The 22,951-nt window shown below is 43.3% G+C and carries 27 protein-coding genes; 21 read left to right on the forward strand and 6 right to left on the reverse strand.

The genetic code is table 11. The annotated features are described in order from the left end of the window. Nucleotides 1–69 precede the first annotated feature (69 nt). On the forward strand, nucleotides 70–1,083 hold the full coding sequence (locus M3593_RS08065; RefSeq protein ID WP_251542141.1) for a CAP domain-containing protein: 1,014 nt from the start codon (nucleotides 70–72) through the stop codon (nucleotides 1,081–1,083). A 1,067-nt stretch (nucleotides 1,084–2,150) separates the two neighbouring features. Here M3593_RS08065 and M3593_RS08070 read toward each other — a convergent pair. Both M3593_RS08070 and M3593_RS08075 read right to left on the reverse strand, forming a co-directional pair. After that, nucleotides 2,151–2,507 carry a hypothetical protein gene (locus M3593_RS08070; RefSeq protein WP_251542139.1) on the reverse strand — a complete coding sequence of 119 codons (357 nt, stop codon included), beginning with the start codon at nucleotides 2,505–2,507 and terminating at the stop codon, nucleotides 2,151–2,153. A gap of 11 nt (nucleotides 2,508–2,518) precedes the next feature. Then, on the reverse strand, nucleotides 2,519–3,010 hold the full coding sequence (locus tag M3593_RS08075) for a PaaI family thioesterase (protein WP_251542137.1): 492 nt from the start codon (nucleotides 3,008–3,010) through the stop codon (nucleotides 2,519–2,521). 196 nt (nucleotides 3,011–3,206) lie between these two features. Here M3593_RS08075 and M3593_RS08080 point away from each other — a divergent pair, with 196 nt between their 5' ends. From M3593_RS08080 to M3593_RS08095, 4 genes are all read left to right on the forward strand, one after another. Further along, nucleotides 3,207–3,596: a YlbD family protein gene (locus M3593_RS08080; protein ID WP_251542135.1), complete on the forward strand. Its 390-nt coding sequence runs from the start codon at nucleotides 3,207–3,209 to the stop codon at nucleotides 3,594–3,596. A gap of 15 nt (nucleotides 3,597–3,611) precedes the next feature. Then, nucleotides 3,612–3,851, forward strand: a complete 240-nt coding sequence (locus M3593_RS08085; protein WP_214703721.1) for a YlbE-like family protein — start codon at nucleotides 3,612–3,614, stop codon at nucleotides 3,849–3,851. Between the two features lie 95 nt (nucleotides 3,852–3,946). Next, nucleotides 3,947–4,414 carry a YlbF/YmcA family competence regulator gene (locus tag M3593_RS08090; protein WP_144474769.1) on the forward strand — a complete coding sequence of 156 codons (468 nt, stop codon included), beginning with the start codon at nucleotides 3,947–3,949 and terminating at the stop codon, nucleotides 4,412–4,414. Between the two features lie 142 nt (nucleotides 4,415–4,556). Continuing rightward, nucleotides 4,557–4,832, forward strand: coding sequence for a YlbG family protein (locus M3593_RS08095; RefSeq protein WP_144474770.1), 276 nt, complete (start codon nucleotides 4,557–4,559; stop codon nucleotides 4,830–4,832). Between the two features lie 41 nt (nucleotides 4,833–4,873). On the opposite strand, the gene M3593_RS08100 is transcribed toward M3593_RS08095, so the two are convergent. Next, the gene (locus M3593_RS08100; RefSeq protein WP_144474771.1) at nucleotides 4,874–5,263 is read right to left on the reverse strand and encodes a DUF7147 family protein; all 390 of its coding nucleotides are present in this window, start codon (nucleotides 5,261–5,263) and stop codon (nucleotides 4,874–4,876) included. Nucleotides 5,264–5,649: 386 nt separating this feature from the next. On the opposite strand from M3593_RS08100, the gene rsmD reads away from it, so the two are divergent. Then, complete coding sequence (gene rsmD, locus M3593_RS08105; protein ID WP_144474772.1) at nucleotides 5,650–6,222, forward strand: 16S rRNA (guanine(966)-N(2))-methyltransferase RsmD; 573 nt, start codon at nucleotides 5,650–5,652, stop codon at nucleotides 6,220–6,222. Further along, nucleotides 6,223–6,714 carry a pantetheine-phosphate adenylyltransferase gene (gene coaD, locus M3593_RS08110; RefSeq protein ID WP_144474773.1) on the forward strand — a complete coding sequence of 164 codons (492 nt, stop codon included), beginning with the start codon at nucleotides 6,223–6,225 and terminating at the stop codon, nucleotides 6,712–6,714. It begins immediately after the preceding gene. A 16-nt stretch (nucleotides 6,715–6,730) separates the two neighbouring features. Here coaD and ylbJ read toward each other — a convergent pair whose 3' ends face one another. Beyond that, complete coding sequence (gene ylbJ, locus M3593_RS08115) at nucleotides 6,731–7,954, reverse strand: sporulation integral membrane protein YlbJ (protein WP_144474774.1); 1,224 nt, start codon at nucleotides 7,952–7,954, stop codon at nucleotides 6,731–6,733. A 264-nt stretch (nucleotides 7,955–8,218) separates the two neighbouring features. Here ylbJ and M3593_RS08120 point away from each other — a divergent pair, with 264 nt between their 5' ends. Then, complete coding sequence (locus M3593_RS08120; RefSeq protein WP_186326639.1) at nucleotides 8,219–9,034, forward strand: patatin-like phospholipase family protein; 816 nt, start codon at nucleotides 8,219–8,221, stop codon at nucleotides 9,032–9,034. Continuing rightward, on the forward strand, nucleotides 9,031–10,056 hold the full coding sequence (locus M3593_RS08125; RefSeq protein ID WP_251542133.1) for a SepM family pheromone-processing serine protease: 1,026 nt from the start codon (nucleotides 9,031–9,033) through the stop codon (nucleotides 10,054–10,056). The genes M3593_RS08120 and M3593_RS08125 overlap by 4 nt, the downstream gene beginning before the upstream one ends. 17 nt (nucleotides 10,057–10,073) lie before the next feature. Here M3593_RS08125 and M3593_RS08130 read toward each other — a convergent pair whose 3' ends face one another. Next, nucleotides 10,074–11,291, reverse strand: coding sequence for a nucleotidyltransferase (locus M3593_RS08130; RefSeq protein ID WP_251542132.1), 1,218 nt, complete (start codon nucleotides 11,289–11,291; stop codon nucleotides 10,074–10,076). A gap of 146 nt (nucleotides 11,292–11,437) precedes the next feature. On the opposite strand from M3593_RS08130, the gene M3593_RS08135 reads away from it, so the two are divergent. The 4 genes from M3593_RS08135 to M3593_RS08150 all read left to right on the forward strand — a co-directional run bounded on the left by M3593_RS08135 (nucleotide 11,438) and on the right by M3593_RS08150 (nucleotide 13,799). Continuing rightward, nucleotides 11,438–11,962 (forward strand): YceD family protein, encoded by a 525-nt coding sequence (locus tag M3593_RS08135; protein ID WP_251542131.1) that lies wholly within the window; start codon nucleotides 11,438–11,440, stop codon nucleotides 11,960–11,962. Between the two features lie 80 nt (nucleotides 11,963–12,042). Next, nucleotides 12,043–12,216 carry a 50S ribosomal protein L32 gene (rpmF, locus tag M3593_RS08140; protein WP_023615018.1) on the forward strand — a complete coding sequence of 58 codons (174 nt, stop codon included), beginning with the start codon at nucleotides 12,043–12,045 and terminating at the stop codon, nucleotides 12,214–12,216. A 116-nt stretch (nucleotides 12,217–12,332) separates the two neighbouring features. After that, the gene (locus M3593_RS08145; protein ID WP_251542130.1) at nucleotides 12,333–13,100 is read left to right on the forward strand and encodes an enoyl-CoA hydratase/isomerase family protein; all 768 of its coding nucleotides are present in this window, start codon (nucleotides 12,333–12,335) and stop codon (nucleotides 13,098–13,100) included. Nucleotides 13,101–13,178: 78 nt separating this feature from the next. Beyond that, nucleotides 13,179–13,799, forward strand: a complete 621-nt coding sequence (locus tag M3593_RS08150; protein WP_251542129.1) for an RsfA family transcriptional regulator — start codon at nucleotides 13,179–13,181, stop codon at nucleotides 13,797–13,799. 46 nt (nucleotides 13,800–13,845) lie between these two features. On the opposite strand, the gene M3593_RS08155 is transcribed toward M3593_RS08150, so the two are convergent. Then, nucleotides 13,846–14,319 (reverse strand): N-acetyltransferase, encoded by a 474-nt coding sequence (locus M3593_RS08155; RefSeq protein WP_144474781.1) that lies wholly within the window; start codon nucleotides 14,317–14,319, stop codon nucleotides 13,846–13,848. A gap of 232 nt (nucleotides 14,320–14,551) precedes the next feature. Here M3593_RS08155 and M3593_RS08160 point away from each other — a divergent pair, with 232 nt between their 5' ends. From M3593_RS08160 to rsmH, 8 genes are all read left to right on the forward strand, one after another. Beyond that, a complete protein-coding gene (locus M3593_RS08160) occupies nucleotides 14,552–15,895 on the forward strand; it encodes an acetyl-CoA carboxylase biotin carboxylase subunit (RefSeq protein ID WP_251542128.1) in 1,344 nt (447 codons plus the stop codon). Nucleotides 15,896–15,909: 14 nt separating this feature from the next. Further along, nucleotides 15,910–16,122, forward strand: coding sequence for an acetyl-CoA carboxylase biotin carboxyl carrier protein subunit (locus M3593_RS08165; RefSeq protein ID WP_144474783.1), 213 nt, complete (start codon nucleotides 15,910–15,912; stop codon nucleotides 16,120–16,122). A 170-nt stretch (nucleotides 16,123–16,292) separates the two neighbouring features. Further along, a complete protein-coding gene (locus tag M3593_RS08170) occupies nucleotides 16,293–17,834 on the forward strand; it encodes an acyl-CoA carboxylase subunit beta (protein WP_251542127.1) in 1,542 nt (513 codons plus the stop codon). Between the two features lie 204 nt (nucleotides 17,835–18,038). After that, entirely contained in the window at nucleotides 18,039–18,935 is an 897-nt protein-coding gene (locus M3593_RS08175; RefSeq protein WP_251542126.1) for a 2-dehydropantoate 2-reductase, read from the forward strand. Next, nucleotides 18,932–19,324, forward strand: a complete 393-nt coding sequence (locus M3593_RS08180) for a DUF3397 domain-containing protein (protein WP_349654843.1) — start codon at nucleotides 18,932–18,934, stop codon at nucleotides 19,322–19,324. Before M3593_RS08175 ends, M3593_RS08180 begins: the two co-directional genes overlap by 4 nt. A 223-nt stretch (nucleotides 19,325–19,547) precedes the next feature. Then, complete coding sequence (bshC, locus tag M3593_RS08185) at nucleotides 19,548–21,182, forward strand: bacillithiol biosynthesis cysteine-adding enzyme BshC (protein ID WP_251542125.1); 1,635 nt, start codon at nucleotides 19,548–19,550, stop codon at nucleotides 21,180–21,182. Nucleotides 21,183–21,520: 338 nt separating this feature from the next. Further along, nucleotides 21,521–21,952 carry a division/cell wall cluster transcriptional repressor MraZ gene (mraZ, locus tag M3593_RS08190; protein ID WP_102262102.1) on the forward strand — a complete coding sequence of 144 codons (432 nt, stop codon included), beginning with the start codon at nucleotides 21,521–21,523 and terminating at the stop codon, nucleotides 21,950–21,952. Nucleotides 21,953–22,009: 57 nt separating this feature from the next. Beyond that, the gene (gene rsmH / locus M3593_RS08195; RefSeq protein ID WP_144474997.1) at nucleotides 22,010–22,948 is read left to right on the forward strand and encodes a 16S rRNA (cytosine(1402)-N(4))-methyltransferase RsmH; all 939 of its coding nucleotides are present in this window, start codon (nucleotides 22,010–22,012) and stop codon (nucleotides 22,946–22,948) included. The last annotated feature ends 3 nt before the right edge of the window (nucleotides 22,949–22,951 follow it).

The following is a 22,951-nucleotide window of genomic DNA, read 5'->3' on the forward strand; positions in this document are numbered from 1 at the left end:
GGGATCCATCTGCGAACAATTGTAAGGATATTGATTTTTGCTGCAATATTTCTATTTATAGGTTTATACATGGGATACAACAAGGAAGAAAATGATGATCTGGTAATCGAACAAAAATCGACTCCTAAAGTGGATGAATCTCTTAAAAAGGATATCACAGAACAAAATATCAGCGAAGGCATTGAACAGCCCCAGCAGGGTGTAGCCTCTCTATTAGGAAAAGACATTGAAGGACTTAAAAAAATTCTAGGCAATCCTTCCAGGGTTGACCTATCAGCTTATGGTTTTCATTGGTGGATCTTCAACAACGACCCTGACCAATATATACAGGCTGGTGTCCTGAATGACAAGGTTGTGACAGCCTATGCGATTGGTCCAAAGGTGGATGTACTGCCATTTAAAATTGGGCAGCCGATCGAAGAGATTTTTTCGATGAATGTAATAGAACCAGAAGTAACATTCGAATACAATGGCAGCTCTTACAAGTTTGAGCTTTCCGAACAAGATATGAACACAAGGCCAGTCATTAAGATGGGTGACTACTTCGTACAGCTTTATATCGATAAATTCACAAGTTCCGTATCCAGCATCCGATATATGGACAAGGAAACCATTATTAAACAACGGCCATATGAAATGGTCTACAGAGGGACGCTGATCGAACCTCCAGTGTTATCCGATGGTGACTGGGTCAGGATTGAAGCAGGACTGGAGAAACAGATTCTCGACATAACCAATGCCATCAGATCGAGACATGAGCTCCAATTACTTGAGTGGGACGAAAAAACGGCTGAGGTCGCTTATGCCCACAGCAAAGATATGGCAATCGAAGACTATTTTTCTCATGAGTCGGAAAAGTACGGTGATCTTTCAGAAAGACTAAAAGCAGCTGAAATATTATATGAAGTGGCCGGGGAAAACATCGCAGCGAACTATACAGATGCTCCAGCGGTTGTAGAAGGCTGGCTGAATAGTGAATCCCACCGTGAGGCACTATTGAATGAAGACTTCTCACATCTTGGGGTAGGGGTATATCAAAAGCATTATACCCAGAACTTTTTGAAAATGTGGAATCAACAGTAATAGCAATTTTAATTAATTCCTACGATATTCATAATATGGAGCATACTAGAGTGCTTGCTCCCTCCACAAGGGGTTCGGAATGGTTCCATTTCGAACCCCTTTTGTCATTCTCAGAGTGATCTTTCTGAGAAAACTGTCCGAACCAGAGGCACCTTTGGACAGCTTTTGTGGTTATCGTTGAAAAGCAGTCTGAACTGGAGGCGAGTTCGGACAACTTTTGTGGTTATCGTTGAAAATCTGTCCGAACTAGAGTCACCTTCAGACAACTTTTGTGCTTCCAGGTGAAAATCTGTCCGAACTAGAGTCACCTTCGGACAACTTTTGTGCTTACAGGTGAGAAGCTGTCCGAACTTGAGGTTACTTCAGACAACTTTCGTGGTTACGGTAGAAAAGCTGTCCGAACCAGAGTCACACTCGGACAACTTTGGTGCTTACAGGCGAAAAGCTGTCCGAACTGGAGGTTACTTCGGACAACTTTCGTGGTTACGGTAGAAAAGCTGTCCGAACTAGAGTCACCTTCGGACAACTTTTGTGCTTCCAGGTGAAAAGCTGTCCGAACTAGAGTCACCTTCGGACAACTTTTGTGCTTCCAGGTGAAAAGCTGTCCGAACCAGAGTCACCTTTGGACAGCTTTTGTGGTTATTGTTGAAAAGCAGTCTGAACTGGAGTCACCTTCGGACACCTTTTGTGCTTCCAGGTGAAAAGCAGTCTGAACTGGAGGTTACTTCGGACAACTTTTGTGGTTACGGTAGAAAAGCTGTCCGAACTAGAGTCATCTTCGGACAACTTTTGTGGTTACGGTAGAAAAGCTGTCCGAACCCGAGGCAACCCTTCAGACAGCTTTCGTGCTAACCGAAGAAAAGCTGTCTAAACTAGAGACTACTTGTGTCCACTATTGTGCAAACAGACACAATAGTAGACAGACCCGAAGCTACTTCCGCCAGCATGGCGGAAAGCGAAACTACTGGAACGGAAATCAGCAGCTGAAATTTACAACTCTAAACAAAATAAAAAAAACTGCAGAAAACTCGGTTGTCTACAGTTTAAAAGCCACACTGATATGCTCTTTAGTCTTTCCTGACCACTCTATTGATGGAAAAGTAGCCATGCTTCCAGTTTCCATACAGATGCACCAGTTCCCCTTCACTGAAGGTGGGAGGGACTGCTCCTTTTCTTAGAGGCGTTACCTTTTTCACCGTCAATTCTTTTAATCCGGTGTTGATTTTCAAAACAGTCACATGGTTGAAGCGATGATAGTAAAAACGTTCTTTGTGTTCATGGACTTCAATGATTTTTCCACTGACGATTGCTTCTTCTGGAATTTCCTCCAGACCAATCCATTCCTGTTCATTTCGCTGCATCTCTTTTTTTGTCAGCCAATAAAAATAGGCAAGGATTATTGGAATCGCAATTGCTGTAACCATGTAAGATCCCCTTATTGATGCTGTTTTTCGATAACGAAAAAGCTTCCGGAAGAATGGGCGATTCTTTTTCCGTCGGAACGGAAGACATCGGCTTCGAGGACGATGGTGCTCCTGCCTTTATGGATAAGGGTGGCCTTGCAATGGAGTTTGTCGCCGATTCCAGGAGCAAGGAAATGGATGTTAAGCTGTGATGTCACTGCTGCGTAGCCTTCCGGCAGCAACCTGTTCGCCAATGTGCCCATTGCTGTATCCAGTACAGTGGCGGTAAATCCGCCATGAACGATTCCAAGTGTATTGTCGAGCACCCTTGTAATCGGAATAACAATTTCACAAGTTTGGTCATCAAGCCTTCTGTCCATGTGCAGGAGTCCATCGATATATGTGCTGTTTTTGCCGCTTAATTTATTTTTGACTCCGGCCAGCACAGTTTTAAGTGCTTCTAATTCCTGTTCGCCTGATAGCGAGATGCATTCGTCCAAAAGTTGGTGCAAATCTTTTTCCACTATATTTAAACCTCTTTCTAAATGGCTCTGTTTCTTTCATTCTTATTCTGAAACATTATTTTAGCAAAGCCTTATTTTATGTTCTCTATTTTAACAAGTTTGATTTCAATTTGGAACTATTCGGTGATATCCTTCACCATTCATGACGGATTTCATATGCTATTATAGGCATTTGTTACACTGTGAGGTGAAAGGCATGGCCAAAAAGAAACTCCATCCTTCTGTTGAAAAGTTCAAGGCATTTGTTAAAGAACGCCCGGAACTGGCACAGCAAGTTCGGAAGGGAGAAACGACCTGGCAGGAAATGTTCGAGGATTGGTACTTGCTTGGTGAAGACGATCCGAGATGGAATACTAAATCGGACAATAAAAACGAAGAGAAGGAAAAGAAAACGGATTGGCTCGGTACCATCATGGGGGCAGTGAAAAATATGGACCCCGCTCAGGTTCAAGGGCAGATTAACAATATCAGCCAGGCACTCGGGGCAATTCAGGGTGTGCTTTCCCAGTTCCAGGGAAAATCAGGCGGGTCCCAGGGATCAAGCAATTCAGGGCCGTCAAATCCCTTTTCATTCAGGAAGGATTAGAATGGAGGCGTAAGCATGCGAAAAGATGTTATGGATCAATTAAGATCGAATAAGGAATTGATTGAGTTCGTCCGAGCCCAGCCCCACTGGTACAGGAAGCTGAGCAGGGATCCGAGGGATTTGCATTCAGCACAAATTGCTGCGCTGCATCATTTTGAAAAAACCATTCCTCATAAGGTCCAGAAGTTCTCCAACAATGTACAGATGGCGTCAATGATGATGCATATGTTCTCGAGCATGAATTCACAGTCATGATAAAGCTTCCTTCTCGATGAGGGAAGCTTAGTTTTTTCAGAATGTAAAAGCCTTCGGACCAGAATCCTTAGCTTTTCTGGCAGTTTCATGGTAAAATGAGGTTCGGAGGTGAGCCAGCATTGCTTGCTGTTACATCAGAAAGAGTCTTATTGTTGGAAGAAGCTGAACAATTAGTCAGCATGATTTTGCAATCTGATATTGCCGAATATTATCGGGAATGTTTATATAAGGTAAAAAACAATGCAGATACACAAAGAAAGGTCCGTGAATTTGTGGACATGAAGGAACGCTATGAAGAGGTTCAGCGTTTCGGAAAATACCATCCTGACTACAAAGAAATCATGGGCAAGATTCGCCTTGTCAAAAGAGAGCTTGATATGGACGAGACCATTTTCGAATTCAAGAAAGCGGAAAATGATTTGCAAAGCCTTCTTGATGAGGTGAGCGTAATCATCGGCAGATCCGTTTCCGAGAGTGTAAAAGTACCAACCGGAAACCCGTTCTTCGAAAGCTCCTGCGGTGGCGGATGCGGCAGCGGTGGAAGCTGTGGATGCTCTGCATAACATGAAAAGCATGGGCCCCCCCATGCTTTTTATTTGCTTTGATTCAACTACGGTAATGGCAAAACATGATTGATGATTGAAAAAACTGGTTTTTGTATGCTAGACTAGTACAAAGCAAACGTTTACCGAAGGGGAAAAGAATATGATAGGACAGAGACAGGGAATCATCGTATGGCTGTATTCACTGAAACAGGCCAAGATGCTCAGAAGATTTGGCAATGTTCATTTTGTCTCAAAAAAGTTGAAATATGCCGTTATTTATTGCAATCTCGACGAGGCAGAGGGCCTTATGGAAAAGATTAAATCATATTCATTCGTTAAAAAGGTGGAACCTTCTTACAAACCATTCTTAAAAATGGAGTTTGAAAATTCTTCCCCTGACAAGGCAAAGGAATATGACTATAAGATGGGAATATAGCAATACAAAAAAAGGCGAGGAGAACCCTCGTCTTTTTTGAGCTATTGAAGTGGCGGAATATAATGGTTCAGCCTCAAGATGCCGATCAAATACTGAAAATACAATTCCTTTTCGGCAAACATCGTGGACGGTTTGGCATCAAACTCTATGATCGTCTTGTCCAGTTCATCAGCCAGCTCCTTGAACATGTCAAAGCGCTTGTTCTTTAAAATATGAGGGTTCGATATTCCCTCCCTGCAGATATATAAAGCCTGGAAGTTCCCGGGGTTGGTTGGCTTAAGGACCACCAGGAGGGAACTTACTTCTTTTTCATTCACTTTTGTATGGATTGCCATTAAGTGCATCAACCGATGGCGGTTTGCCCTGGCCGTTTCAATCAATTCGTATAGATCTGAATATCCTTCTCCAAGCTCGATAAAACGCTGAATCACTTTTATTTCCCCTTCCGGCTTATCACTCCATCATACTTTACCATTTGCAGCCTTATATTTGAAGCATTCCTCTCTTTCTTCGTTTTTGATATTTAATTAAAACAAAAACAAAGCCTTGAACCATTCAGGCTCAAGGCTTCCTTCCATGCACCGCAATAGTGCTGAAGGCAAAGGGAGAGGAGAAACCGGAGGAAAACTTATGGGGAAACGTAAGTCTTCTCCGCGGTTGGCAACAACATCCTCAAATTGATGTTGTTAATCTTTATTATTTCCATATTAGGAATGGATATACACTGGTTTGGTTAATTTTTTGAATGTGTGGTAGGATAAGGGAGTAATTTATACGAACATAATGTAATAAGCTTACATATTTAAGGAGTAAAAAAATGAGAGTTGTATCAGGTGATTTAAAGGGCCGGGTTTTAAAAGCGGTGCCCGGGACGTCTACCAGGCCTACTACTGATAAAGTTAAGGAAGCTTTGTTCAATATGATTGGCCCTTATTTTACAGGAGGCCTTGGACTTGATTTATTTGCCGGAAGTGGAGGCCTGGGGATTGAGGCACTTAGCAGAGGACTGGACAAAGTCATTTTTGTTGATCGTGAAGGAAAGGCGATTCATGTTATAAATGAGAACCTGAAATCCTGCGACCTGGAAGAGAAAGCAGAAGTTTACAGGAATGAGGCTGTCAGGGCCTTGAAGGCCATTCAAAAAAGAGAGCTGGTCTTCGATTTTATTTTCCTGGACCCTCCTTACAAAAAACAGCAGCTGGTCAAGCTATTGGAAATGATGGATAAAGAGGGGCTTATCCATCAGGAAGGTTTGATTGTCTGTGAACATGCCTCTGATATCAGGCTGCCAGAAAAAATAGGAAAACTGGTGCAAACCAGAAATGAAAAATATGGTATTATCGGAATAACTCTTTATAATGTTGAGGCAGTAGATGAGGGGGAAAAATAGGTGGCAAGAGTTGCTGTTTGTCCAGGCAGTTTCGACCCAATTACATACGGGCACTTGGATATCATCACAAGGGCTGCGAAGGTATTCGATGAACTTTATGTAGTCGTATTGAATAATTCTTCAAAGAAACCGCTGTTTTCAGTAGAAGAAAGAATCGACTTGATAGACCAGGTCACAAAGAGCATCCCGAATGTAAAAGTGGATTCATTTCAGGGCCTGCTGGTTGATTATGCAGAGAGCGTAAATGCCAATGCCATTATCAGGGGGTTGCGCGCCGTTTCGGATTTTGAGTATGAGATGCAAATCACTTCAATGAACAGGGTCTTGGATGACAAAATTGAGACTTTTTTCATCATGACAAATAACCAGTACTCATTCTTAAGTTCAAGCATCGTTAAAGAAGTTGCCAAGTATGGCGGGAAAATTTCCGAATTGGTTCCGAGTGAAGTCGAGGAAGCCTTACTGAAAAAATTCAATGAAGACAAAAAATAACGGGCAGAAATGCCCGTTATTTTTCTTGCAGTATCCGCCTGCCGAAGATCCAGATGTAAATGAGCAAACTGCCAATCGTGATCAGCGGCCCTGCTGTGGCAAGGAGGCTGTATGCTTCTGCCAGGCGGCTTCCCTCCGAAGTCAGATATTCCATTACTGGCAAAGCGTTTGATGGCTGGCCATCCTGGAAAAAGCGTTCATATACTGGTTTCCAAAGGATGAAAGCATAAAAAGCTGCAAAGAACCCATGAATGATCCTCGCGAAAAAGAATGGCTGGAAGCGGATATCTGTCTGGGCGAGAATGCTTGCCACCTGGGCCTGAACGCTAAAACCGCTGAATGCGAGTATGAAGCTTGTAATGACAGCCTGATGCATCAAGGTTGCATCCTGTACCTGGCTAGTCATCTGGCTCCCGAGTGTAATCTCAAATATGCCAGAAATAAATGGAAGGCTAAGCATATCTGTCATTCCCAGCATTCCGAGCATGATTTCAAGGAATTTGGCAAGGAATCCAGTAATGTGAAGATGAAATAACAGTTTGTTTATGACTGAAAACAAGATGATGAAGCCACCGATCATCAACAGGGTCTGGATGGAAGACATTACGGCATCACCGAGCAGTTTTCCAATCGGGCGGTTGTCCTTGATCCTCGTTCTGTGCAGTGCAGCAAAAGCATCTCTTATGGATAAATTCCGTTCTTTATCCTTTGTAGTGCTTTCTTCGCTTCTCCCGTAGAACCTCATGATCAAACCTACGCTGATATTGCCAAGATAATGAGCCAGCGCGAGTATGACCCCAAGCTGGACATTGTAAAAGAATCCCACTGATACAGCTCCGAAAATGAAAAGAGGATTCGAGGAGTTTGTAAAAGAAACCAGCCTTTCTGCTTCAATTTTTGTCAGCTGACCTTCCTGGCGCATCCTTGCCGTCAGCTTAGCTCCTGCTGGAAAGCCAGAAGCCATTCCCATCGCCCAGACAAATCCGCCAACACCCGGTACCTTGAACAGAGGCCTCATTAGGGGTTCGAGAAGTACGCCGATAAAACGGACGACTCCGAATCCGATCAGCATTTCAGATACGATGAAAAAAGGAAGGAGCGAGGGGAAGACAATCTCCCACCACATATTCAATCCCCGGATCGAAGCATCAAAGGATTCCTGGGGAAAGGTAATGAGTGAAACAGCCAGAAAGGTGACGGAGGCTGCAAGGAACAGTGTTTTCAATCTGGATTTTAGCACTTAAGATTCTCCTTCCTGCGGTCTTGCTGTGAAACTTTTTTAAACAATGGTAAAATAAAGTGAAACTCACCGGTGGGGTAATTTTCCATCCCATTCTATATACCTTGCATGCTGTCACATTTATGAAAAGCCTTTGTGACGGGCCGGTTTTAATCAATAAATTTTTACGTGAAAACATGATAAGTTGTCAGCCTTGTCCTCATATAAATCAATATACTCGCTGAACTTCAAATTAGACCAAGTTTAGGATGTATCGACAAAAACATGGGTTTGAGGGAGGAAAAAGCTTTGGCAAGACCAAAGATCGGTTTAGCCTTGGGTTCTGGTGGAGCAAGAGGATTTGCCCATCTGGGTGTCATAAAAGTCCTTAGGGACGAAGACATCCCCATTGATTTAATAGCCGGAAGCAGCATGGGGGCGCTTGTTGCATCTTTCTACGGTGCAGGACTGGATGTTGAACGGCTCTATAAACTATCACGTGTATTCAAACGGAAATATTATCTTGATTTTACGGTTCCAAAAATGGGGTTTATCGCCGGGAAAAGAGTGAAAGAGCTCATCAGGATCTTCACTCATGGGAAAATGATTGAGGAACTGGATATCCCAATTGGAATTGTTGCAACAGATCTCATGTCGGGCGAGAAGGTAGTCTTCAAAGAAGGTCCTGTGGCTGAAGCTGTAAGGGCAAGCATCGCGATTCCGGGGATTTTTGTGCCGGAAAAACTCGGGGGCCGATTATTCGTCGATGGCGGGGTCGTTGATCGGATCCCCGTTTCTGTCGCCAAGGAAATGGGTGCCGATATCGTTATCGCCGTTGATGTATCAAGTGTGAAAATCAACGAGGATGTCACCTCTATATTTGATGTCATCATGCAAAGTATCGATATCATGCAGATGGAGCTGGTTGCGAATCGGGAGGTTGCTTCAGATGTGATGCTCCGGCCGCCAGTTGAAATGTTCAATTCAAAAGCATTTACTAATATAGAAGAAATCATTGAGATTGGCGAAGAAGAAGCGAGAAAGCATATCGATAAAATCAAACAATGCATTGGACAATGGAAGGAGCCGCAAACAGAATGAGCAGAAAGACATCCATAGGCATTTCTATATTGGCAGCTGTTTTAATAATGGCTAGTGCACTTTTTTACCTGCCATACTATGTAACGAAGCCTGGAATGGCAAAGGAGCTTGAACCGATTGTCGAGGTGGAAGGCGGTTATGACGAGGAAGGCAATTTCATGCTTACAACCGTCAGGATGGGCAGAGCCAATATATATGCATACATCATCGCAAAGTTCAGCAAGTACCAGGAAATTTATCCAGTCGAAGATATCAGGGCAGAAGATGAAACGGATGAAGAATACAATATCCGCCAGCTTCACATGATGGATAATTCTAAAACGTCAGCAATCGAGGTGGCCTATAAAAAAGCCGGAAAACCAGTGGACTATACGTATAAAGGTGTTTACGTACTAAGGACTATGGAAGGAATGCCGGCTGATGGAAAACTAAAGCCAGGCGACCTCGTTTTCAAGGTAGATGGCAATCCTTTTTCATCATCCCAAGAATTCATTGAATATATTAGTTCAAAGAAGCCAGGGGATACCGTAAAGCTAGAGTATAAGCGAAATGGCAAGTCAAAACAGGCCAATATTCCATTGAAGGCACTTGATGATGGAAGCAATCGCCCTGTAGTAGGAATCCAGCTTGTTGATGACAAAGAAATTGACGTGGAACCGGATGTCACGGTGGAATCAGAAGAGATCGGCGGACCATCGGCAGGTTTTATGTTCTCATTGGAAATTTACAATCAATTGACAGAGGAAGATTTGACAAAAGGGTACGAAATAGCTGGAACCGGGACAATGAGCCCTGATGGCACGGTTGGAAGAATCGGGGGAATCCAGCAAAAAGTAGTAGCGGCGGATAAGGCCGGTGCCGAAATCTTTTTCGCACCATTTGAAAAAGGTGCAAAAGGTTCGAATTACGAAGAAGCGCTTATAGCTGCAAAAGATATCAAAACAAAAATGAAGATTGTTCCTGTTGATACTTTTGATGAAGCGGTGTCGTATCTGGAAAATCTAAAAGAAAAATCACGCTGATCCAGCGTGATTTTTTCTTACCCTTTTAACATGATGGGCGGCTGTGCGAATTCTTCTGCCAGCAATTTTTCCTGACCGCTGCCGTTTTGGCCAAGCGCATAAATCCTTGCTGCTCTGGTATCTAGCTTAAGATCAGGATCAGTGAATGCCGAAAGCTTCGAAACAAGAGGCAGGCCAAAATCTTTCTTCCTTAAGTTCAAGTAAGAACGTCCTTTTTCGGTTGCACCTAGTAACCTTAGATAATTCACCGTATTTTTGGCGGATTTCATTTGATCTTTTCTTGTATTGGTTAAAATATGGAGGCAGACTCTTTGCAGCCTTGTCCATGTATAACGTTTGGTTTTAATGGATTCCATGAATTGCTTAAAGCTGTTTGAGGCAGCTGCAGCGGCAAGCAATCTATTTTCCAGGCCTTCTTCTACTTCATAGAACTCGCTCAATTCCTCAGGGCTGCTTTGCAGGAGCCTGTACTTTAAGAATGGCCAGTAATCTTCCCAGGAATGGAATCCTCCATACTCTTCCCTGTAGCTGATCAAGTGGTTGTAAGTTGAATCTGGGACGTATTGCCTGATCGTTTCGATTTCGCCTGAAGCGCCGAACAGCGCTTTGCGGATGCTGGTCGCACTGGCAATAGTCGCTGAAGCAAAATGCTCATCATGGTAGCCGGCGTTTTTTCTGGTGATTGTTTGTGCCTTCATTGGGCTTTCCTGTCTGAGGATCGCCTGGATGTAATGCATCCCCAAAATGTTATTTGGCCTGGAAATATCAATGAAGCTTTCTGAAGGAGCGAGGGATTGGAATGCAAGTGCTATTGACTTAGGATAGCTGTTTCCTTCTCCTGCAAAAAACTTTATTTTTTTCTGAAAAAAATCATTATTGGCCTCGAGAAAGCTGATCGTCCGCATGAACGCATTGAGATCACCTGATTCACTGCCGAAACACAGAATCTCACAGCCGGCTGCAGACAGGATTGAGACAGAACCATCTGCAAAGACTTCGGCATGCTGCGTCGCGAATCGGTAGGGAAGTTCAAATACAATGTCTATACCGGCATCCAGTGCCATCTTTGTTCTTGCCCATTTCGAAACAAGCGCAGGTTCCCCCCGCTGCAGAAAATTTCCGCTCATAGCGGCGATGGCAACATCAGCACCAGACTCTTCTTTCGCCTGCTGCAAATGAAATAGATGGCCATTATGGAAAGGATTATATTCAACGACGACACCAACAGCTTTCATTCTTGTACCCCTTCGTGTTAAGATGGATATTGCATTGTTTGGAAGTTTAGATTAATGTATTTATGTAAATTATAGTGTAAAGAAAAAATATTGACAAATGATTATGCGAAGGTCTATAATTACCTTTGTTGCCTTGGGGTGATTCTATGAAATGGACAATAAGTCAGATACAAAAACATCGAAACAAGGACTTTCTGATTGACGAGTTTGTCCGAATGGACTCAATTAAGGAAACAGATCCGACAATCCGCGAGGTATCTCCCATCCATCTAACAGGAAGGGCGGATATCAGTGCCACGAGAGTGACATTCCATGTCCGGATTGATGGTCATCTGATCCTTCCTTGTTCACGGACACTGGTTGATGTAAAATATCCAATTGATGTGGAAACTACTGAAACTTTCATGTTAAACAGCCACGACTATGAGGCTGATGAGGAAGTTCATCAAGTAACAGGCGATGTCATTGATCTTGAACCCATCATCAGGGAGATCTTGCTGGTGGAAGTGCCGATGCAAGTATTCTGTGATGATAGCGCTGGTCAAGAAGGCGCACCCCAGTCAGGTAAGGATTGGGAAGTAATCGAGGAACAGGAGAAATCCGAAAAACTTGATCCCCGGCTTGCCGGACTTGCAAAATTCTTTGAGGACTCTAAGGATTCCTCTGACTAATTGATTAAAAAAGAGCGTGGAGGTCCAGAAAAGGACTGGCCTTCATAAACTTTCTTATTCCTTTTAAGGAGGTGGGAAGAATGGCTGTACCATTTAGAAGAACATCTAAAACTGCGAAAAGAAAACGCCGTACTCATTTTAAATTACAAGTTCCGGGTATGGTAGCATGCCCTAACTGCGGTGAAATGAAACTTGCTCACCGTGTGTGCAAAGCTTGCGGAACATACAAAGGAAAAGAAGTTGTTAACGACTAATTTTCTTTCAAAAAAAGCACAGGATGCATATGCATCGCTGTGCTTTTTTTGTATATTTGCTCCTTAATACAGAAAATTGATACAATTTGAAGGACTAGTATTTTAGGAGGAGCAGGATGGATTCATACATAATTTCAAAAGAAAAAGACGGAGTGCTGCTTTTTACAATCAACAGGCCTGGCAGGAGAAATGCAATTGATTTTGAGGTAATGGCAGGGCTGGAATCTGCAATTGAAATGGCTGCAGATCAGGATGTTAAAGCATTTGCCATTACGGGGGCTGGCGAGCAGGCTTTCTGTTCGGGAGGAGATTTATCTGCCTTCCATCAATTGAAGACAGAAGAACAGGCATATGGGATGCTTTCGCGCATGGCTGGGATTTTGTATAAGCTGCTGACCTTGCCAAAACCAAGCATTGCGATTCTCAATGGTTCTGCAGTCGGAGGCGGTTGTGAAATAGCATCTGCCTGTGATTTCAGGATTGGAAAGCAAGGGATCAAAGCAGGTTTCGTCCAGGCGAACCTGGCGATCACAACCGGCTGGGGAGGGGGAACAATCCTCCTCGAAAGGCTTCCCCATGCTGCATTGAAAATGCTGCTTGATGCCAGGATCCATAATGCTGAGGAGTTGATGAGCCTTGGTTTCCTGAATCATATTTATACAAAGGATCCTATTGATGCCTGTCTCTCATTCATGGAAGGAAGCTTGAAAAAAGAGACAGCGGTTTTAGAAGCCTATAAATCTTTAATCAATAAAAAATGGGAGCAATTATCAATGAGAGAAAGGATGGGGGCAGAAGCCGCAAAATGTGCTGTACTATGGGGAGAAGAAGTACATCATAAAAAAGTGGACGAATTCATTAACAAAAAAAATAAAAATAATTGATCGGTATTGGATGATATCAGTCTATCTTTCCTATTAGATGCATAAGAATGAATAAAAAACAATAGGAGGGATTTTCTGATGCCACTAACCCGTCAGGATGCCTGGTCACAGGACGAAGACTTATTGCTTGCTGAAGTTGTATTGCGCAATATCCGCGAGGGCGGCACGCAATTAAAAGCTTTTGAGGAAGTCGGGAAACAGCTGTCAAGAACAGCTGCGGCCTGCGGTTTCCGCTGGAATTCATATGTGAGGAAACAGTATAAATCCGGAATCGAACTAGCAAAAAAACAGCGAAAAGAAGCAAAAAAACAGGTGAAAGCACAAGAAGTTACTGAAGAGGCTCAGGCTGCGGCAAGCGAAATGCTAAGCCCGGTCCAGGAAAAACAGGAAAAGCAATCGAATTTAAGCATTGAAGCAGTAAAACAGTATCTTGATGACCTCTATGAAAAAGCGGGAGCTCTTAACAGTCAGGATGATCAGAAGGAAAAAATTCGCGGCCTTGAAAAACAAATCTATTACTTGTCTGCTGAAAATGAAAAATTAGAGACAAAGCTGCGGTCGATGGAAGAAGACTATCGTGCCCTGATTGATATCATGGAGCGGGCCAAAAAAAGAGTAGGCCCCAAAGACGAAGAAAAACAGCAGAAAATGAACTTTCAGGTAGAGGGAAAGGGAAACCTGGAAAAGGTTGAAAAATAACAATAAGAAGCGCCTGCCAGATCTGGCAGGCGCTATTATTATGATATTACTGAACTTGTTCTGTTACACCGGCAGGATACCACACAAGAGGGTTTTCGCCACGGTCTCTTTCCACATCATAATGAACAGGAGTAAAGCCCATCTTTTCCCAGAAATCCTGTGATTTAACACGAGGATTCGTCTTGATTGGCAGGCCAAAGCTCTTCGCGAATTCAACTAGTGCTTTTCCATAGCCCTTACCCTGGTAATCCGGAAGTACTTCAAGCTTCCAAAGCTCCAGATAATCCTGGGAAGGTTCGAAGTAGCGGTCAAACTGTTTTTTTACCTGATAAAGGCTCATGCGTGCGACAAGCTTGTCACCGAAATAAATACCGTAGAACGGTGAATCGCTATCATTTTCCACAATATTCGCTTCCAAATCCTCTAACATTGAAAGCTCCTGATGGCCATACTCCTTGAATTTCTTGAATTCTTCCAATGTCTTATAATTGATTTTAAGTTTTTCCACTTTTTTCACCATAATACACTCCCTCTATCAAGCCGCCAATCAATGACTGATCATGCGCTTTTCCTATTCTGAAAAAGGCAGCTGAAATTATTTATTTTTTTATACCTATTTTTATTATATTATAAAAACATGAAAAATTCTGCATTTGAATTTTAGAAAGCGGTTCCAATTTTTGCAGGAAAGATACAGAATATTGTAGAATTTTATATAGTGAGCGTATTTTTTACGGGAAAGGGGAAAGAGCGTGCAAAAAATATTGATTGCAAACAGAGGAGAAATAGCGCTTCGCATTATCCGCACTTGCCGTGAGCTTGGGATTGAATCTGTGGCTGTTTATTCTGATGCGGATCAGGAACTGCCTTTTGTAAAAGAAGCTGACAGCGCTTTCAGGATTGGTGAGCCGCCTGTTCAGAAATCCTATCTCAATTCAGATGAAATTTTGAGAATCGCAAAAGAAGAAAAAGTGGATGGCATCCATCCTGGTTATGGCTTTTTATCGGAAAACGCGGATTTTGCCCGAAAAGTGAAGGAAGCCGGGTTGACCTTCATCGGTCCTGCTCCGGATACGATTGAAAAGATGGGCGATAAAATCGTCGCAAGATCGACGATGGAGGCTGCGGGTGTTCCTGTAGTGCCGGGCAGTGAACAGGGTTTGAAAACACTGGATGACGCTGTCAGGCTTGCAGAAGAAATCGGCTACCCGCTCATGCTGAAGGCTAGCGGCGGCGGTGGCGGAATTGGCATGGTGCTCTGTGAAAATGAGCAAGCGCTCGCTAAGAATTTTGAATCCACGAAGGGCAGAGCAAAGGCATATTTCGGATCAGACGAAGTATTCATTGAAAAATACATCAAAAATGCCCGGCATGTCGAGGTCCAGATTTTCGGCGACAGCCATGGCAATCATGTACATATGTTTGAACGTGATTGCTCGATCCAGCGCCGCCACCAAAAAGTGATTGAAGAGGCACCGTCACCATTCTTAAGGGAAGAAGCGCGGCAAAAAATGTATGAAACGGCAGTGACAGCTGCCAGGGCAGTGGATTATGTGAATGCCGGGACCGTAGAATTCATTGTGGATGAAAATGAGAATTTTTACTTTCTTGAAATGAATACAAGATTGCAGGTTGAACATCCGGTCACGGAAGCCATTACCGGTCTCGACCTTGTGAAGTGGCAAATCCATGCAGCGCGGGGTGAAAGACTTCCTTTGCTCCAGGATGAAATCGAGAAGAAGGGATCGGCGATTGAATTCCGTCTCTATGCGGAAGACCCAGTCAGGTTCTTGCCTTCACCAGGTAAAATCACCGAGTTTTCATGGGAGGATCGAGAAGGAGTTCGAGTCGATGCAGGTTATGAAGCAGGTTCGACAGTAACACCTTTTTATGACCCAATGGTTGCGAAGTGCATCGCTGCGGGAGGTACCCGGGAAGAAGCAATCAAGATTGCTGAGGAATTTTTTGCAAACATGAAGCTGGATGGAATCAAATCGAATGCTCCATTGTTTGTGGAAATCTTAAGTGAAGAAGGCTTTAAATCCGGAAACTATACAACTGCATATTTAACAGAAAGAAAATTGGCATCAAAATAGAGGAGGATATGGATATGAAAGAAATTACAGCAAGTATGGCAGGAACGGTATTGAATGTGATGGTGGCAGCTGGGGATTCAATTACGGAAGGCCAGGAAGTGTTGATGCTCGAATCGATGAAGATGGAAATCCCTGTAGAAAGCCAGGGTGCTGGCACGGTAGCTGAAGTGAAAGTGAATATCGGAGACTTTGTTAACGAAGGCGATGTCCTGCTCGTACTAGAATAATAGCGCAGTTAAGATGCCGAAAGACTCTTATATCGAGTGAAAAGGCTGCATAAGGGTGCAATTTACGCCAAACTTGATCCTTAGGAAGAGGAAAGTGCCTTTATAATGGCCTGATCAAGGCTGAAATGTACCCTTTGACAGTTTCAAATAGGTTTTTTAGGAGGGGAACTATGACAACTGCAAAGACATTAACGGATACTTTACAGGAGAATGTCCAGCAAATTGAAGCTGGCGGCCACCAGAAATATCATGACAAGCTGGCTGAGCAAAATAAAATGTTCGTAAGGGATCGATTGAATCTTTTATTTGACGAGGGAGTCTACGAGGAAGATGGCAAGTTCGCCAATTTCCAGGCTGGGGACCTGCCTGCGGATGGCGTCGTGACAGCTATTGGCAAAATCGGCGGACAAACTGTTTGTGTCATGGCGAATGATTCGACAGTAAAAGCAGGTTCATGGGGTGCCAGGACGGTTGAGAAGATCATCAGAATCCAAGAAACAGCTGAAAAGCTGAAGGTTCCTTTATTGTATCTTGTCGACTCGGCAGGAGCCCGTATCACTGACCAGCTTGATATGTTCCCGAACAGAAGGGGAGCAGGAAAGATTTTTTATAATCAGGTAAAATTGTCCGGTGTGATCCCGCAAATCTGCCTTCTATTCGGACCTTCCGCAGCAGGAGGGGCATATATACCAGCGTTCTGCGATATCGTGATCATGGTGGACCAGAATGCATCGATGTATCTTGGATCCCCAAGGATGGCGGAAAAAGTCATTGGCGAAAAGGTCACATTGGAGGAAATGGGCGGCGCCCGGATGCACTGCTCTGTGAGCGGTGTAGGCGATATGCTTGTCTACAGTGAGCAAGAAGCCATTGAAGCAGCGAAGCGGTATGTGAGTTATTTCCCTGCAAATTTCCAGTCCAAAACAGCATTGATTGAAGGAGTTGCCCCAAAGGCAGGAAGAAGCCTGGAAGAGATTGTTCCATTGAATCAAAATGCACCTTTTGACATGTATGAAGGAATCGATGCCTTGATTGATGAGGGAAGTTTCTTTGAAATCAAAAAGCTGTTCGCCCCTGAAATCATAACCGGCCTTGCCCGCATTGACGGACGTGCGGTAGGAATCATCGCGAACCAGCCGAAGGTAAAAGGCGGAGTTTTATTCGTTGATTCTGCTGATAAGGCGGCGAAATTCATCACACTCTGCGATGCGTTCCATATTCCACTGCTGTTCCTTGCAGATGTTCCAGGCTTCATGATTGGCACTAAGGTCGAAAGAGCAGGAATCATCCGCCATGGTGCAAAGCTGATTGCGGCGATGAGTTCAGCCACCGTACCAAAAATCTCTGTTATTGTCCGAAAGGCATACGGTGCAGGCTTATATGCAATGGCAGGACCAGCATTCGAACCGGATTGCTGCATAGCGCTTCCTACTGCGCAAATTGCGGTCATGGGTCCTGAAGCAGCTGTAAATGCGGTGTATTCAAATAAAATCAATCAAATCGAAGACCCGAAAGAAAAAATCGCTTTTGTCCAGGAAAAGCATCAGGAATATAAAGAGAGCATTGACATTTATAAACTGGCTTCCGAACTGATCGTAGATGATATCGTCGCAGCGAACGATTTGAGGAATGCCCTGATCGATCGCTTCAAATTATATGAAACAAAGGACATGGAATTCAGTGTCAGGAAACACCCTGTCTATCCTGTATAAAAAATGAAACGGAGATCCTTGAGGGTCTCCGTTTCATTTTTGGACGTCTAGAAATTATATGAAAAATCCTTAATCCTTTCTTCCTAAGTGGCATTTGTTTCTGCTAAAATATGACTAAAGATCTTACTATTGATTACACATGTGATAGATTTTCAGGAGATGCACAAGTTGAGGGTGTGCTGACTCCTTCAATGAGGGGTTTTTATGAAGATAGCGATAATTGGCGGCGGTTCATTAGGTTTATTATTCTCCTATTACCTCGGAATCAAAAACGAAGTTTCCATCTATACGAGGACAAAAGAGCAAGCAGACCAAATCAACAAAAATGGAGTGCATCTTTTAAAAGGCGGCATAGCGCAGCCTCCGCTCAAGGTTTCGGCTGCGGCCATCCAGGATTGGCAAGGAAAAGAAGAGTTTACGGTTGTGGCAGTGAAGCAATATCAGCTCTCTGGACTAATGGATGAGCTCAAGGCGAATGCCCGAAGCAGCATTCTCTTTCTGCAAAACGGCTACGGCCATATAAAGCTGCTCTCGGAGATTACTGCGCCTGATATTTATATGGGAGCGGTCGAACATGGAGCAGTAAGGGCTAATGAATTTACAGTTCAGCATAATGGCATCGGAGTCACCAGAACTGCAGTATACCGCGGAGAAGCCCATCTTCTCAGAGAATTGTCGATGAATGCTCCTGATGACTTTCCAGTACACTTAGAATCTGATTATAAAGAGATGCTCATCAAGAAGCTGGTGGTCAATGCTGTCATCAATCCATTGACTGCAATCCTGAAAGTCAGGAATGGCGAGCTGATCGATAATCCCTTTTACTTTGAGATCTTCAAGCAAATGTTTGAGGAGTGTGCCCTTGTCCTTGGTCTGGAACATCGGGAAGAATACCTCCAGAACCTGATGACAGTATGCGCAAAAACAGCAGATAACCATTCGTCCATGTATAAGGATATTGAAAATGGCGGACAGACTGAGATTGATGCCATCCTAGGTTACTTGCTCGAATTATCAATAAGCAAAAATATCAAAGCTCCATTAATACATAACTATTATCATTGCATCAAGGGGAAGGAGCAAGAAAGGGAGGGAGCATGATGCCTGGATTCTTCTCCGCACTTGTTGCCGCATTGATCACAGTGCCTATAATTGGCTATCTCGCTGTGTTCATCATCACCAAACAAATCACGGGAAACCATCGTCGTTCTGTCAATCTGGCCATTGACTTCAGTACTTTTTTGCTAGTAATGTCTGTCCATTTTTTGATCCTAACCATTTGGGGAAAATCCTTTTTTTGGCTCATACTGATCATTTTATTTGGCTTGGCGGCTATATTCGTCTGGATCCATTGGCAATATAAAGAAGAAATCGTCCTGCCAAAGGTATTTAAGGGTTTTTGGCGGTTTAATTTTCTGCTTTTCAGTTCGGCTTATATCATCCTTGTGCTATTTGGATTGTATAAGCGACTGATGTTCCTGTTTGCTTGACCCGATGTTGGACCGTCTCTTCGAAGGTCCAGCATTTTTTGATTTCTGCAAACCGAACGTAGCAAAAGCCTGCTGCACCGAAATTAACCAAGGGTAGGGCAGCTTCTATTCAAAAAAACCTTGATTTTAGAAATTTCGAAAGGCAAAGTTTTTTTCTTTTCAATTCAAACAATGCTATACTCATTACAGTGAAAATTGTTAACGAGAAAGGAAGTACGAGTTAATGGAGATGTTGAATCTCTCACTTCCGGCTGCGAACCGGTTTGCGACAGATTACCTTGCTGGGAGCCCTGAACTTCAGAGGTTCTTTCATTATAATTTTACAGACGAAAATTCATATATTCATCGCCTTGATGAATTGAAAAATAGAAGTTTCATGAGACAAGAACTTGCCGACCATATTCAGACATTCATGTCCAGATATGCGGAGTCTGATCGAATTGCTGAGAATATCGGGAAACTCAGGAAGGAAAACAGCGTTGCGGTTATCGGCGGCCAGCAGGCGGGTATCCTGACCGGGCCGCTTTATACGATCCATAAAGTGATTTCAATTATCAAGCTGGCTGAACAGAAAGAGCAGGAGCTTGGCGTCCCGGTGGTACCGGTATTTTGGATTGCGGGTGAAGACCATGACTACCAGGAAGTCAATCATGTTTATGTCATGAAGGACAACAGGCAGGAGAAATGGGTCTACCCGGAAAAGAATCTCGAGAAAAAAATGATTTCCGAAGTGTGTATCAACCGGGACCTGTGTTATTCCTGGGTTGAGGAAATCATTGAAACCTACGGCGAAACAAAACACACGAAAGAAGTATTATCCTTTGCCCTGGAATCCTTGAAGAAAGCGGAATCCTTCGTGGACTTTTTTGCCACGATCATTATGGAGCTTTTCAAGGATTCAGGCCTGCTGATTGTTGATTCAGGGAATAAAGAGCTGCGCAAGCTTGAAAAAGAATATTTTATCAATCAAATTAAAAATCATCGTGAAACCACTTCCGCAGTCCTTGGCCAGCAAGAAAAGACCAAAGCGGCAGGCTTTTCTAATATGATTGATATCAATGAAAATACGGCGAACCTGTTCTTTTATGATGAACAGGTAAATGAACGTATCTTGCTTCAATTTGACCCACAAAGTGGAGGGTTTGCAGGTAAAAATGGCGAAGTCAGCTTCACATATGATGAACTGATGGAGATTGCGAATGAGTTTCCGGAAAAACTCAGCAATAATGTCGTGACCCGTCCGTTAATGCAAGAATGGCTTTTCCCGACGCTTGCCTTCATTGGAGGTCCTGGAGAAATTGCCTACTGGGCAGAGCTGAAACTTGTCTTCGAGCATTTCGGTGTCCGGATGCCTCCGCTTGTCCCAAGACTGAATATCACCTTATTGGAAAGATCGATTGAATCTGACCTGAACGAATTGAAATTGGATCTAAAAGAAGTGTTGATTTCAGGCACAAGCGGACATGAACTAAAATTCATCGACTCACTGAAGGATCGGGAAGTAGAAGAGTTATTCGGTAAGGTTAAAGGGATGCTGTCAGATCAATATCATCTCATCCGTGAAAAATCAAACGGAATCGATCCGGTATTATTGCCAATGCTGCAAAAGAACGAATCAATCCTGCTGAATCAAATTAAGTTCATGGAGGATAAAATTGTAGAGGCAATCTGCCAAAAAAATGACCATATCCTTCGAAAGTTCTCTAGAGTGGAGAATGCACTAAGACCAGGCGGGGCGCCACAAGAAAGAGTATGGAATCCTTTCTATTACCTGAATAAGTATGGTTTGGAACTAGTTCCGGAATTATTAAAGCTGCAGTATAGGTTCGATGGAACCCATAAAATCATAAAACTATAAAATTGAGCTCCATCCTTTTCGGATGGGGCTTTTTTTCGTTCGGGGGTAGTTTCAAAATACGGGTGAAAGTGCAATTTTTACAGGTGTTGGTGCAATTATTTAGGGTGAAGGTTCAATTGTCGAGGGTGACAGTGCAATTACTATTACTATTGATTTCAGTGCAATTAATGGTTCCTGTTGTTCATTGGCAGTCTTCGATTGTCTATCAACTGGCAATTAAAAATATAAAAAAGTAAGAAATAACAAAGGAATTTGGGTTGGTGGAGAGAATATTTAAAATAAGGTGGTGAAAAGTGGGGGAATGTGGTACATTGTATTTAGAAAGTGGGGGTAGTGGCATGTTCATGGGTGAATACCATCATAATGTGGATAGCAAAGGACGATTGATCATCCCTGCCAAGGTCCGTGAAAATCTTGGAGAAATGTTCATTCTTACCCGTGGACTTGACCAGTGTTTATTTGGTTACCCCGTTTCTGAATGGTCAGTGATCGAAGAAAAACTTAAAGGACTTCCGCTGACTAAAAAAGATGCACGTGCATTTACCCGTTTTTTCTTTTCGGGTGCTACCGAGAGTGAAATTGACAAACAGGGGAGAGTCAATATTCCTTCCCCGCTGATGCAATACGCCAAGCTTGAGAAAGAATGTGTGATTTTAGGTGTTTCCAATCGAATTGAAATTTGGAGCAAAGCCATCTGGGAAGAATATTTCGCAGAATCTGAGGAATCTTTTGCTGAAATTGCGGAAAATATGATTGGATTTGATATTTAAGGGTAACATTATTCTGATATAATATTACCTGCTCCTCGATTGGAAAGGTGGATCATGATGTTCAAACATACAACAGTTTTACTGGAAGAAACAGTAGACGGGCTCAATATCAAGCCTGACGGTACATACGTGGATTGCACTCTCGGTGGCGCAGGCCACAGTGAATTGATTTTGTCCAGGCTTTCGGAAAAAGGAAAGCTATATGCATTTGACCAGGACGATGTCGCGATTGCAAATGCGAAAGAAAAGCTTGCAGCTTACGGCGACAGGCTGACAATCATTAAAAGTAATTTTCTTTATCTGCAGGACGAGCTTGAAAAATTGGGTGTAAAAGAAGTTGATGGGATTCTATATGATTTGGGAGTTTCCTCACCGCAGCTAGATACTCCGGAACGCGGCTTCAGCTACCACCACGATGCTCCGCTCGATATGCGGATGGACCAGGATGCAGCATTGTCCGCTTACGATGTCATTAATGAATGGCCATATGAAAAATTGGTCAAAATCTTTTTCCAGTACGGAGAAGAGAAATTCTCAAAACAAATTGCCCGCAAAATCGAGGCCGCAAGGGAAAACAAGCCGATTGAGACCACTAGTGAACTGGTCGAGTTGATTAAAGATGCAATTCCTGCACCTGCAAGGAGAAAAGGCGGCCATCCCGCCAAAAGGGTTTTCCAGGCAGTCAGGATCGCGGTAAATGATGAACTTGGTGTTTTTGAAAAGTCACTGGAGCAGGCAATCGAACTTTTATCCGTAGGAGGAAGGATCAGTGTCATCACCTTCCACTCACTCGAAGACAGGATTTGTAAGGTAACCTTGAAAAAAGCGAGCGAAACACCGCCGCTTCCACCAGGTCTGCCAATCATTCCGGATGAGTTTCAGCCTAAATTGAAGCTGATTACTAGAAAACCAATCCTTCCGTCCGAGGAAGAGCTCGAGTTCAATAACCGGGCAAGATCGGCAAAACTGCGGATAGCTGAAAAAGTAAAAAACTAAAAA

Source organism: Mesobacillus sp. MER 48 (genome assembly GCF_023714225.1).
In the GTDB taxonomy this organism is placed as follows: Bacteria; Bacillota; Bacilli; order Bacillales; family Cytobacillaceae; genus Mesobacillus; species Mesobacillus oceanisediminis_A.